We start from the raw sequence: 13976 nt of genomic DNA on the forward strand, positions 1-13976 counted from the left end.
AGATAAAGCCGGTATGTCCGACCAATGGATAATGAAACACATTGGTATGGATAGGGATGAATTACTCCGACTGAAACAAATATCTGGATTGGCTGAATTGTTTGCCGATAAGGATTTCAGTATACCTCAACCCAAACCACAATACATTGCATCTGAGTTGGAAGAATAACTACTCTTCCAACTTCTGCTTAATATGTTCCAACAGGATAAGGCAACCTTGCATTTTAGGATTATCATGGCAAACTTTTGCCTGATCCAATAATCGAAGTACAGTTTCTTTTAAATTCGGAATGTAAGTTGCCTTATCTACCTGCATTGACTCTGGCAGGTTTTGAGCTTCGAACCAAGCTTGCAGTTCCTTGAATTCGTCTTTTGTATAAAAGTTCTTTTTATTTTCCATATAGCATTCAATTAAAATGGATATCCTACCGCGAAGTGAAATGCAAAATCTCTTTTAAAATTGGGAGACACAATCGGATAACGATCTTTTCCTGTATACATCGGATTGATGGCTTTCATACCACCATCAAATCGTAAAATCAAAAAATCAAGATCAAAACGTATACCTAGACCGTAAGCAACAGCCAATTGTTTATAGAATTTGTTAAACCGGAACAATCCTTCTGTCTGAATACCCTGACTACGTATATTCCATATATTCCCTGCATCTACAAACAAAGCACCATTCAGTTTCCAGAAAAGATAGGTGCGATACTCCAAATTCAAATCAAGTTTTATATCACCGGTATGATTGACATAATCAATACTATTTCCATCACCCCGATATGAGCCTGGACCTAACGAACGCACCCTCCATCCACGTACACTATTGGCTCCACCGGAAAAATAAAGTTTTTCGAACGGAAGACTCTTTGAGTTACCATATGGATAAGCAACTCCTATCCCTAAATGAAATACCAATGAATTCCGGTCATCTATCATAAAAGTCTTGGCAAAATCAAAATCGGCCTTTACATATTGCGCAAAATCTATGTTTGCTAATTGAAAGGCTTCTCCTTCCTTAGGATGTTTATTAATTAATTTTGAGAAACCATATAACAGATTACCCGCTTCTTCGATATTGAAACGAATTGAATAAGAATTACGCTGTGAAGTTTTCAGCGATGTAGCCCCAGCACTGTTATAAGTATAAGTATATCCCAAACGTACGATAAACAAATCCTCATAACTATACCTTAATAAAGGGTTAACTTTATCCATGTTGTCTAAATATGCATCAAAGGCAGCCGATGTATAAGGCATGTAGATATAGTTGATGTCCAACAAATCAAAACGATGTGTTGCTTTCTGCCGTTTTGTCCATCGGTAACTCCACGATGCGGCGGCCAAAGTGCGTTCAAACTCCGGACGAATCTGCCAATTATATTTTACATTGACCTCAGAAGTAGCTTTAATGCGCCGTTTGAAATCAGAAGACAAAAAAGGAAACATAAATTCAGGAAAATTCAAACTACTCTCCACCCCATACTCCATATAGTTACTGTTCGTATACCCCTCCAAACCAGTAACTGCTTCGTAAGCACCTCTCAACTTTATTGTAAAAGTTTCCGATCCTTTGAATAGATTACGATGAGTATAAGATACAGAAGCCGCAGCCCCCAAATCGCCAGCCGAGTTTGTTCCTTCTATCTCAAAAGACAACGATTTGTTTTTGTTCTTCGACAATGAAACATATGCATCCAGATAAGTCGAATCGTTTTGCATGATTTCTTCAAAGCGGATATTGGAATATTTCAATATATGTAATCTGCTTAAAGCCGAATAGGTATTCTGCACATCTCGGTTTCGATACAACTTACCGGTATTCAAATAATTATAATCTGTCAACACACGTGGACGTAAAAAAAGTTTATCCTTATAATATAAGTTTACTCCACCAGAACAGATTGAATCTAAACCTTTAAGTTCATTTTTTGACAATGTAGCAAAATCCGCGTCCAACAAATAGTGCACTTTACGAATTGTATATTGAGGATGTTTTTCCTGCTTATTTTTTTCTTTCGACTGAAAAGGTTGTAATTTCATTGTCAATCCGACTTTATATGTATTCAGCATAGTATCTGCCTGAAATACAATATAGTCTTTATTGAACCGAAAATATCCTCTATTTTGTAAAAGTTGAGTAATACGTTGACGTTCCTCATCAAGGCGATTTACATCAAAACGCATTCCAGGATAAAGTTGGCTTCGAGTAGAATCCGCCTCCAGATAATCCCGGACTTTTCCATCGAATATATCATATGTGATTTGGTCTACTATATAAGGTTCTCCCGAACGAATCATATAATAAACCTTGATTTTATTCCCATCAGTTTCTTCTTTTAAGTCGACCTGTGCTCCCATATATCCCATATTTTGTACGGCCTTTTGGATTTCAGCACGACTTTCTTCAGCAGCCTCTCTACTATATATTACCGGTGCTTCTCCTATTCTTTTAAGAAAACGGTTTACCCATTTGGTTGAATCTTTTCCCGAAGCACTGTACATATACATTGGAAATTTAAAAAGGCTGAACCATTTAGCATTAGGATGCTGACGGACATAAACATTCATTTGAGAAGGCTTTACTTCTTTATTGTCCGATTCTATCTTAAAATCATTAAGTAAATATTGATTTTCCGGAATAAATTTGCTGACAGAGCACCCTACACAAGAAAGAGAGAGCATAGAAATTGTAATATATCGACAGACAGTTTTCTTCATACCAATGTAGTAGTGTTATGCAAATTTATTTGCAAATATAGGGAATAATAAAAAAAACTTCTTAGCTTTGCTTCTAATATTTGTTATTTTCACGCGTTAACAAACATGCTCAGCAAAAATAAAATCAAGTATATCCGTTCATTAGAACTTAAGAAAAACCGAAAAGAAGCACAAGCTTTTTTAGCAGAAGGACATAAACTCGTAGGCGATTTACTCGGCCATTTCCCATGTCTGTTAATTGTAGCAACCTCCCGATGGCTACAGAATCATGCTGAAATACAAGCAGAAGAAATTATAGAAGTAACAGAAGAGGAGTTAGCACGTGCCAGTCTGCTCAAAGCACCACAAGAGGTGCTGGGTGTATTCAAGCAGCCCCAATATTTATTCAACCCTAATATTGCCAAGGAACAGCTTTGTCTGGCACTGGACGATGTACAAGACCCGGGAAATCTTGGGACGATTGTCCGCATTGCCGATTGGTTTGGTATCAAACATATTTTTTGTTCTACCGGTACAGCTGATATTTATAACCCCAAAACTGTACAAGCTACCATGGGGGCAATAGCACGTGTAAAACTACATTACTGCAATTTGTCGGAAGTACTTGGCTCGTTGACCGATATTCCCGTATTTGGTACTTTTTTAGATGGTGAAAATATTTACACACAAGAATTGAGCAATCATGGAATCATCGTGATGGGAAATGAAGGTAAAGGGATTAGTCCAAACGTTTCACGGTTTGTCAACAGTAAACTGCTGATTCCTAATTTTCCACAAGGATGTGAAACAAGTGAGTCTCTGAATGTAGCTGTAGCTACGGCTATTACCTGCTCCGAATTCAGACGGCGTACCCTTAACCCTTAACTATAAAGAGAGACGAATCAGTCAATATGGATATAAACCTGATAACGCGTATCTGCAAATACGGAAGTCAATGACAGATATCCTCGGCAGATTCGTCCCTCTTTCATGCACAAAGGATATTGCTCCATCATCTTCCGATGCTTCTCCAGAGCAAGTCCGTCGGCTGTATAATGCTCTACAATATAACGTCCATGTGCGGAAGGATGCACATAGCGGTCGAAGATAATTCTTGATATCACTCCCATATTCATACGTAAATTTATCTCTACACAAGGGTGAATCAGATATTTATCACCTTCCTTACAAATCATCATGTCTACCCCAAAATAACCTTTATAATCTTTGCCTAATAATGTAAAGAGTGTTTCCATCAGTTTTTGTTGCACAATCTGTAAAACAGATTGTGGAAGATATGCAGTCAGCCGCCTTTCTATCTCTCCATTCGAAAGCAAAAGATTTTCTTTATAATTCCCGTGCGTATCCGTTTCGAAAAGAGAATAACCGGCAAATGAAATTTCAGAATCTACATAAAACTCCATTGCAAAATCCACCACCTTATTATAATAAGGTTCTGCAACGATAGTCCCCTGTGTGCGAATAATCCGAGATATCCATCCTTCCACAGAATCACTCCAATTATCCAAAGACGCATGAGCTAACCCCCTTCCGCTTCCCGACCAAGGTGCCTTCAACACCGTTTTCCCATTTTCTTTAATGAAAAATTTAACGTCTTCTATAGAATAACATAACTCCGACTTTCCACATGCATACGGTAAACTAGAAAAATGGGCCAAAATTTCCCGGCACCGTTGCCTGCCGGACAGATAACGAAGTCTTTTTAATTGTTCATCTGTAAGCAGAAATTTTTCTTCCACTCCGGCTCCTCTTAATGCATAAACCAGCGCAGGATTCCAGCCCCATGCTCTATATGGCATAGAAAAGTACTCAGTACACCAATGCACATCAAGCATTATTCCCATTTCCCGACATTGTACTTCCAACTGATCGCCCCGTTGCAGTTTATCCGTTTTTACCCAACTTCCCTTTTCTGCTGCATACCATGCCGGAAGAGTTGACAAATCATTAGCCATCCGGATAATTTCGGATGTAGTTTTATAATAAGGTGTAAAGTTGGCTAAAGCCATATCATGATCTGGATTAAACAAGTACAAATGTGCCATAATGTTTATCTGCTACGAAATTATACTGCAAATGTAAAACTATCTGTCATTATATGATTTCAGACAAATGATTTTTTATTTTTTTGCAGAACAGTTGGTCAACTTCTATGCAGAACTTAACTAACTACCTTCCAAAAGTACAAATAAAATACTGCCCTCTCTTTATAAAGACAACAAGTTCGTTTTAAGTTTTCCTGTATTTCTAACAAGATTCAATTAAATATTGCCAACTCCAGTTTGCAATATAATGAAGTATTCGTATATTTGCAACGAAGAAAAAGAAATTCATGGAAGCATTTTACAGAACACACAGTTACCTGATAGAACATACCAATGCTCCGGTACGTCGCGATTTGATGGATCAAATAGATTGGAGTCATCGGCTAATTGGTATAAAAGGCACTCGGGGAGTGGGAAAAACCACCTTTTTGTTACAGTATGCAAAAGAGAAGTTTGGATTGGACCGTTCTTGCCTGTTTGTCAACATGAACAATTTCTATTTCTCGCAAGTCAGTTTGGTAGACTTTGCCGGAGAGTTTGTAAAACGTGGCGGCAAAGTATTGCTTATTGACCAAGTATTTAAATTGCCAGACTGGAGTCATGCACTTCGTACTTGCTACGAGCGCTACCCTCACCTTAAAATCGTATTCACCGGATCATCAGTGATGCGTCTGAAAGAAGAAAACCCCGAACTGAACGGTATTGTAAAATCTTACAATCTGCGTGGCTTTTCATTCCGAGAATTCCTCAATCTTCAGACAGGGAATCATTTCCCTTCCTATACGTTGGAAGAAATTCTGTCCAATCACGAACATATCGTCAAGACCATTCTTCCACACATCAATCCATTGAACTATTTTCAAGATTATATTCATCATGGATTCTATCCTTTTTTTCTTGAAAAAAGGAACTTTTCGGAAAATCTGCTCAAGACCATGAATATGATGATTGAAGTAGATATACTTTTAATAAAACAAATCGAACTGAAATATCTCTCGAAAATTAAAAAGTTACTATATTTGTTGGCAGTAGACGGTCCCGTTGCTCCTAATGTCAGCCAATTGGCTACAGACATACAGACATCGCGTGCCACTATCATGAATTACATGAAGTATCTGGCAGATGCCCGTCTCATCAACATGGTTTATCCGAAAGGTGAAGAGTTTCCTAAAAAGCCTTCTAAGATAATGATGCACAACACCAGTCTGATGTACAGCATCTATCCGGTAAAAGTAGAAGAGCAAGACGTATTGGAAACATTCTTTGTAAATACTTTCTGGAAAGATCATAAAGTAAACAAGGGCGATAAAGGCACATCTTTTTTAGTGGATGGCAATATTCAGTTCCGGGTTTGTGCAGAAAACAGCAAATTAAAGAACAATCCCAATGTATATTATGCCATGCACAAAATGGAGTTGGGATACGGAAATCAAATCCCATTGTGGCTATTCGGTTTCCTCTATTAATATAGAAGACAGATTTTATTAACTAATATATAATTAGTAATTGTATGACTAAACAAAAAAAATTCATCACTTGTGATGGTAACCAAGCTGCAGCACATATTTCATATATGTTCTCAGAAGTTGCAGCTATCTATCCTATCACCCCATCTTCTACAATGGCTGAATATGTAGACGAATGGGCTGCTGCAGGCCGTAAGAACATCTTCGGCGAAACTGTTCTGGTTCAGGAAATGCAATCTGAAGGTGGTGCTGCCGGTGCAGTACACGGTTCTCTTCAGGCTGGTGCATTGACAACTACTTATACTGCTTCTCAGGGATTGTTGCTGATGATCCCTAACATGTACAAGATTGCAGGTGAATTCTTGCCTTGTGTATTCCATGTATCAGCTCGTACACTGGCTTCTCACGCTTTGTGTATCTTCGGTGACCATCAGGACGTTATGTCTGCACGTCAGACAGGTTTCGCCATGTTGTGCGAAGGTTCTGTACAGGAAGTTATGGATTTGGCCGGTGTTGCTCACTTGGCAACTATCAAGTCTCGCGTTCCATTCATGAACTTCTTTGACGGTTTCCGTACTTCTCACGAAATCCAGAAAATCGAAATGCTGGAAAACGAAGACTTGGCTCCGCTGGTAGACCAGAAAGCCTTGGCAGAATTCCGTGAACGTGCTTTGTCACCAAACAAACCAGTTGCTCGCGGTATGGCAGAAAACCCGGATCACTTCTTCCAGCACAGAGAATCTTGCAATCCTTTCTATGATGCAGTTCCTGCTATCGTAGAAGAATATATGAACGAAATCAACAAGATTACAGGACGTAACTACGGCTTGTTCAACTACTATGGTGCTGAAGACGCTGAACGCGTAATCATCGCTATGGGTTCTGTAACTGAAGCTGCTCGCGAAGCTATCGACCACTTGGTAGCAAACGGCGAAAAAGTCGGTTTGGTATCTGTACACTTGTATCGTCCGTTCTCAGCTAAACACTTCTTGGCTGCTGTTCCTAAGACTGTTAAACGTATTGCAGTTCTTGACCGTACTAAAGAACCGGGAGCAACAGGTGAACCTTTGTTCCTCGATGTAAAAGAATGTTTCTACGGACAGGAAAATGCTCCGGTTATCGTAGGCGGACGTTACGGATTGGGTTCAAAAGACACCACTCCGGCTCAGATCCTTTCTGTATTCGAAAACTTGGCATTGCCAATGCCGAAAGATCACTTCACTGTAGGTATTGTGGATGATGTTACATTCACTTCACTGCCTCAGAAAGAAGAAATCGCTTTGGGCGGCGAAGGTATGTTCGAAGCTAAATTCTACGGTTTGGGTGCTGACGGTACTGTAGGTGCAAACAAGAACTCTGTCAAGATCATCGGTGACAACACTGATAAATACTGCCAGGCTTACTTCGCATACGACTCTAAGAAATCAGGTGGTTTCACTTGCTCTCACTTGCGTTTCGGTGATCATCCTATCCGTTCAACTTACTTGGTAAATACTCCGAACTTCGTAGCTTGCCACGTACAGGCTTATCTGCACATGTACGATGTAACTCGTGGTTTGCGTAAGAACGGTACTTTCCTGTTGAATACTATCTGGGAAGGTGAAGAACTGGCTAAGAACTTGCCAAACAAGGTTAAGAAATATTTCGCAGAAAACAATATCACTGTTTACTATATCAACGCAACTAAGATTGCTCAGGAAATTGGTTTGGGTAACCGTACCAACACTATCCTGCAGTCTGCATTCTTCCGTATTACAGGTGTAATTCCTGTTGATTTGGCTGTAGAACAGATGAAGAAATTCATCGTGAAGTCTTACGGTAAGAAGGGTGAAGACGTAGTCAACAAGAACTATGCTGCTGTAGACCGTGGTGGTGAATACAAACAATTGACTGTAGATCCAGCATGGACTAACCTGGAAGTTGAAGCAGTTGCTGCAAACAACGATCCAGCATTCATCAACGAAGTAGTTCGTCCTATCAACGCTCAGGACGGTGACTTGTTGCCAGTATCTGCATTCAAGGGTATCGAAGACGGTACTTGGTATCAGGGTACAGCTAAATACGAAAAACGTGGTGTAGCTGCATTCGTTCCAGAATGGAATCCTGAAACTTGTATCCAGTGTAACAAGTGTGCTTATGTTTGTCCTCACGCTGCTATCCGTCCATTCGTATTGGATGCTGACGAACAGGCTGGTGCAAACTTCACTACACTGAAAGCTGTTGGTAAGCAGTTCGACGGCATGACATTCCGCGTACAGGTAGACGTTATGGACTGCTTGGGTTGCGGTAACTGTGCTGACGTATGTCCGGGCAACCCGAAGAAGGGTGGCAAGGCTTTGACTATGAAGCCGCTTGAAACTCAGTTGGCTGAAGCAGCAAACTGGACTTACTGCGCTGAAAACGTGAAGTCAAAACAGCACTTGGTAGACATCAAGGCTAACGTGAAGAACTCTCAGTTCGCTACTCCATTGTTCGAGTTCTCTGGAGCTTGCTCTGGTTGTGGTGAAACTCCATACGTTAAACTGATTTCTCAGTTGTTCGGTGACCGTGAAATGGTTGCTAACGCTACCGGATGTTCTTCTATCTACTCTGGTTCAGTTCCTTCAACTCCTTACACAACAAACGAAAAAGGTCAGGGTCCTGCTTGGGCTAACTCATTGTTCGAAGACTTCTGCGAATTCGGTTTGGGTATGGAATTGGCTAACAAGAAACTGCGCAACCGTCTGGAAGAAGCCATGAAAGCTGCTATCGCTGCAGAAGGTACTCCAGCAGAATACAAAGAAGCATTCCAGGAATGGATTGATGGCCGCAACGATGCAGACAAGAGCAAAGCTGCTGCTGAAAAGATCATCCCAATGGTAGAAGCTGCAAAAGACAAATGCTCTTACTGCGCTACTATCGCTGAATTCAAAGACTATCTGGTAAAACGTTCACAGTGGATTATCGGTGGTGACGGTGCTTCTTACGATATCGGTTACGGTGGTTTGGATCACGTTATCGCTTCTGGTGAAGATGTAAACATTCTGGTATTGGATACTGAAGTTTACTCTAACACTGGTGGTCAGTCATCTAAGGCTACTCCTCTGGGTGCTATCGCTAAATTTGCTGCTTCTGGTAAACGTGTACGTAAGAAAGACTTGGGTATGATTGCTACTACTTACGGTTATGTATACGTAGCTCAGATTGCAATGGGTGCAGACCAGGCTCAGACTTTGAAAGCTATCCGCGAAGCAGAAGCTTATCCAGGTCCATCATTGGTTATCGCATACGCTCCATGTATCAACCACGGTTTGAAAGCTGGTATGGGTAAATCTCAGGCAGAAGAAGCTAAGGCTGTAGAATGTGGTTACTGGCACTTGTGGCGCTTCAACCCGGCTTTGGAAGAAGAAGGTAAGAATCCGTTCTCACTCGATTCTAAAGAACCGAACTGGGAAGGCTTCCAGGATTACCTGAAGGGTGAAGTTCGCTTTGCATCTGTTATGAAACAGTATCCTACAGAAGCAGCTGACTTGTTCGCTGCTTGCGAAGACATGGCTAAAAAACGTTACGCTTCTTACAAGCGTATGGCTGCCATGGACTGGAGCAATGAAGAATAATATTATTCTTTCATAATATATCTGATAAGGAGTCCTATATGTAGGACTCCTTATTTTTTTATCTGTTTATACCGTCCCAGTCTCCAGACTTTTCCTTTTCTTATTTTGTTACTTTCTATAATTAGAAAAAAAAACTATCTTTGTCTTATAATTTAAACATATTAATATAAAAACAATAACACTATGACAACAGAACACGTAAAATGTCTGATCATCGGATCAGGACCTGCAGGATATACAGCAGCTATTTATACAAGCCGTGCAAACATCTCTCCTGTACTTTATGAGGGAATACAACCGGGTGGACAGCTTACTATCACCACAGAAGTAGAAAACTTTCCCGGTTATCCTGAAGGAGTAACAGGTCCGGTTTTGATGGACGATTTGCGCAAACAGGCAGAACGCTTCGGAGCAGATATCCGTCAGGGTATTATTACCAAAGCAGACCTTAGCCAGGCTCCTTATAAGTTCATTATCGACGATGAAAAAGAAATCACTGCCGATACTGTAATCATCTCAACAGGAGCTACTGCCAAATACTTAGGCTTGGAAGACGAAAAGAAATATGCCGGAATGGGTGTAAGTGCATGCGCCACTTGCGACGGATTCTTCTACCGCAAGAAAACCGTAGCAGTAGTAGGTGGTGGTGATACAGCCTGCGAAGAAGCTATTTATCTGGCAGGATTGGCAAGTAAAGTATACCTTGTAGTCCGCAAGCCATACCTCCGTGCCTCTAAGATTATGCAGGAGCGTGTCTTGAACCATCCTAACATCACTGTTCTGTTCGAACACAACGCAGTAGGTCTTTACGGAGACAACGGTGTAGAAGGTATGCACGTAGTAAAACGTATGGGAGAAGCAGATGAAGAACGTTATGATGTAGCAATCGACGGATTCTTCCTGGCTATCGGTCATCAGCCTAACTCAGCAATCTTCAAACCATGGGTTCAGACAGACGAAGTAGGTTATATCATCACAGAAGGAAGTTCTCCACGCACAGGAGTTCCTGGTGTTTTCGCAGCCGGTGATGTAGCCGACCCACACTACCGCCAGGCAATTACAGCAGCTGGCAGCGGATGTAAAGCAGCTATTGAAGCCGAACGCTATCTTTCAGCGAACGGACTACTATAAAACCTATAAATAAAACAGCTATGAAGAATCTTTTTAAAAAGACATGCGCCATTGTCGTTGTTTTAGGAGGAATGGTCAATACTCATGCCCAACAAATGCCTCCTATCCCCACCGACCCCAGTGTACGCATTGGTAAATTGGATAACGGACTTACATACTATATCCGACACAATGCATTACCCGAAAAGCAGGCGGAGTTTTATATCGCACAAAAAGTAGGCTCTATCCTCGAAGAAGACAATCAGCGAGGATTAGCTCACTTTCTGGAACACATGTGTTTCAACGGAACCAAGCACTTCCCGGGAAACTCATTAAGAGAATATCTGGAATCAATTGGTGTAAAGTTTGGAGCAAATCTTAATGCCTACACTTCTATAGACGAAACAGTATACAATATCTCGAATGTACCTGTCATTCGTGATGGTATTATAGATTCCTGCTTGCTGATTCTTCATGACTGGGCAGATGGTCTGACTTTAGACCATAAAGAAATCGATAAAGAACGTGGAGTCATACACGAAGAATGGCGTACCAGCATGGGAGCCCAGACACGTATGAACGAGATTATACTCCCTAAAGCTCTCTCCGAAAGCAAATACGCATACCGTCTGCCTATCGGTACAATGGAGGTAGTAGACCATTTTCCTTACCAGGCTTTAAAAGACTATTATGAAAAGTGGTATCGTCCGGATCAGCAGGGAATCATCGTTGTTGGTGATATTGATGTAGACCAGATTGAAGAGAAAATCAAAAAGCTTTTCTCTCCTATCCAGATGCCTGCCAACCCAGCAGAACGTGTGTACTATCCTGTGCCCGACAACAAAGAGCCTATTATTTCTATAGCTAAAGACAAGGAACAGAAAGTCACACAAATATATGTACATCACAAACATGAGCCTGTTCCGGCAGAAATGAAAAAAACAGTAGGATATTTCGCATACAATTATATAATTTCAATGATTGAAAATATGCTGAATAACCGTCTGGAAGAACTTGCCTTAAAAGCCAACCCTCCTTTTATCGAAGCTGGCGTAGGTGATGTAAAATTTATTCTGGCTAAGACAAAACGCTCTTTCGCAGGAGTAGCTGTCAGCAAAGACGATGGTATTGAAACTGCACTGGCAGCTTTAATGAGAGAAATAGAGCGTGCACACCGCTTCGGTTTCACCCCCTCAGAATATGAACGCGTTAAAGCAGACTATCTGAGTGCCTGGGAATCTGCCTACAACGAAAGAAGCAAGATGAAAAACAGCCAGTTTGTGCAGCAATATGTATCCAATTTTATCAATGACGAACCCATCCCCAGCATAGAAGATAAATATGCTATAATGTCTAAAGGTATTGTTCCTGCTATAACAGTAGAACAGGTTAACGCTACCTTCAAGAGTCTGATAAGCGATACCAATATGGTAGTGTCTTTGTACTGTCCGGACAAACCGGAAGTCAAACTTCCTACCGAAGCAGACATCTTGAAAGTACTGAACGATGTAAAGGCAGAAAAACTGGAGGCATACGTAGACAAGGTTTCTAACGAACCTTTGTTGAAGGAAGTTCCGGCAGGTGGTAAAGTTGTGAAAACAGAAGAAGGTGCCTTTGGTTCTACTGTACTGACTTTAAGCAACGGAGCACGTGTAATCTTAAAATCTACCGACTTCAAAGCCGACGAAATAAGAATGCAAGGATTCAGTAAAGGTGGAAGTTCACTCTTCGATGCTAAAGACTCTATCCAGTTCAATGTTCTGAATAGTGTCGCTACATTAGGAGGTTTTGGAAACTTCAGCCTGACCGACTTACAGAAGCAGCTTGCCGGTAAAATGGCTTCAGTATCTACATCTGTCAACATCCTGTCGGAAATAGTAAAAGGTGGATGTGCTCCTAAAGATTTGGAAACAATGCTGCAGCTTACATATCTTACATTTACTGCTCCCCGTATGGACCAGGCGGCATTCGAATCATTTAAAACTCGAACCAAGTCGCATCTGGCAAATCAGGAAGCAGACCCCAATGTAGCTCTAGGCGATACGATTTCCAAAGAAATCTACGGAAAAAATCCTTATACCATACGCATGAAACCGCATATGGTAGACCAGATTGATTATGCCAAGGTAATAGAGCTTTACAAAGACCGTTTTAAAGATGCGGGCGACTTTACTTTCATCATGATAGGTAATATAGATCAAGATACAGCAATTCCTCTTATAGAGAAATATTTGGGAGGACTGCCATCTATCAATAAGAAAGAAAACTTCCGTAATGTAGTAGAAACACGCAAAGGTCAATCCCGTAACATCTTCCACAAAGATTTACAGACAGAAAAAGCTACAGTACTCCTGTTTAACAGCGGAGATTGTCCGTATACTTTGAAGAACCTTATCCAGATGAGTATGCTCTCGCAATTGCTGACAATGGAGTATACAGAAACTGTACGTGAGGAAGAAGGAGGTACATACGGTGTAAATGTTTCTGGAGGCATAAGAAAATATCCTAAAGAAGAAGCTACTTTAGAGATCTACTTTGACACCGATCCGAAAAAACGTGTAGAACTGACTAAACTGATAGACAAAGGTATCTCTGAGTTTATAGCCGATGGTCCGAATGCCGATAATCTGAAAAAAGTGAAAGAATATATGCTGAAAAATTTTGAATCCAATCAGAAAGAAAACGGATATTGGATGAATCTGCTCTATTCTTTCTATTGGGAAAATCTTGACCGTGCTGCCGGATATAAGGAACTTGTAAACAATATTACAGGGGCAGACTTGCAGGCATTTGCAAAAGCATTCTTCAGTCAGAACAACCGCATTGAAGTCAGCATGACTTCCGGTGATACAAACTGATAATCTTTATTGTTCCAATAAAACAAGGAAGACAACCTGCGTGAAAGGTTGTCTTCCTTATTTTTTATTTGTATCAGTCGTACACCTTGCTATTTCTGGTGTACAATCGGCGACGTTGGACATATATTCACCGATGTCGGATACAAAAGCAACGACGCCGGCTGTACATTCAACGTC

At 40.8% G+C, this 13976-nt stretch carries 8 protein-coding genes and 1 pseudogene; 6 read left to right on the top strand and 3 right to left on the bottom strand.

Features of this window, described 5'->3' with window-relative positions:
* Positions 1-169 (top strand): annotated as a pseudogene (locus tag WKU26_RS11260) (chromosome partitioning protein ParB); the annotation flags it as partial.
* On the opposite strand, the gene WKU26_RS11265 reads toward WKU26_RS11260, so the two are convergent.
* The gene (locus WKU26_RS11265; protein WP_269876344.1) at positions 170-400 is read right to left on the bottom strand and encodes a DUF6965 family protein; all 231 of its coding nucleotides are present in this window, start codon (positions 398-400) and stop codon (positions 170-172) included.
* Between the two features lie 11 nt (positions 401-411).
* Positions 412-2724 (bottom strand): translocation and assembly module lipoprotein TamL, encoded by a 2313-nt coding sequence (gene tamL / locus WKU26_RS11270; protein WP_340322077.1) that lies wholly within the window; start codon positions 2722-2724, stop codon positions 412-414.
* Positions 2725-2829: 105 nt separating this feature from the next.
* On the opposite strand from tamL, the gene WKU26_RS11275 reads away from it, so the two are divergent.
* On the top strand, positions 2830-3588 hold the full coding sequence (locus WKU26_RS11275; RefSeq protein ID WP_178266465.1) for an RNA methyltransferase: 759 nt from the start codon (positions 2830-2832) through the stop codon (positions 3586-3588).
* Between the two features lie 17 nt (positions 3589-3605).
* On the opposite strand, the gene WKU26_RS11280 is transcribed toward WKU26_RS11275, so the two are convergent.
* A complete protein-coding gene (locus WKU26_RS11280) occupies positions 3606-4769 on the bottom strand; it encodes a hypothetical protein (protein ID WP_340322078.1) in 1164 nt (387 codons plus the stop codon).
* Positions 4770-5056: 287 nt separating this feature from the next.
* Here WKU26_RS11280 and WKU26_RS11285 point away from each other — a divergent pair, with 287 nt between their 5' ends.
* The 4 genes from WKU26_RS11285 (at position 5057) to WKU26_RS11300 (ending at position 13799) form a co-directional block, all read left to right on the top strand.
* Complete coding sequence (locus WKU26_RS11285; protein ID WP_178266466.1) at positions 5057-6235, top strand: ATP-binding protein; 1179 nt, start codon at positions 5057-5059, stop codon at positions 6233-6235.
* 44 nt (positions 6236-6279) lie between these two features.
* A complete protein-coding gene (gene nifJ / locus WKU26_RS11290; protein ID WP_340322079.1) occupies positions 6280-9831 on the top strand; it encodes a pyruvate:ferredoxin (flavodoxin) oxidoreductase in 3552 nt (1183 codons plus the stop codon).
* Positions 9832-10014: 183 nt separating this feature from the next.
* Positions 10015-10962 (top strand): thioredoxin-disulfide reductase, encoded by a 948-nt coding sequence (gene trxB, locus WKU26_RS11295; protein ID WP_178266468.1) that lies wholly within the window; start codon positions 10015-10017, stop codon positions 10960-10962.
* A 20-nt stretch (positions 10963-10982) separates the two neighbouring features.
* Positions 10983-13799 carry a M16 family metallopeptidase gene (locus WKU26_RS11300; protein ID WP_445323244.1) on the top strand — a complete coding sequence of 939 codons (2817 nt, stop codon included), beginning with the start codon at positions 10983-10985 and terminating at the stop codon, positions 13797-13799.
* Positions 13800-13976 lie beyond the last annotated feature (177 nt).

It is taken from the genome of Phocaeicola sp. HCN-40430 (assembly GCF_037890285.1).
Classification (GTDB): domain Bacteria; phylum Bacteroidota; class Bacteroidia; order Bacteroidales; family Bacteroidaceae; genus Phocaeicola; species Phocaeicola acetigenes.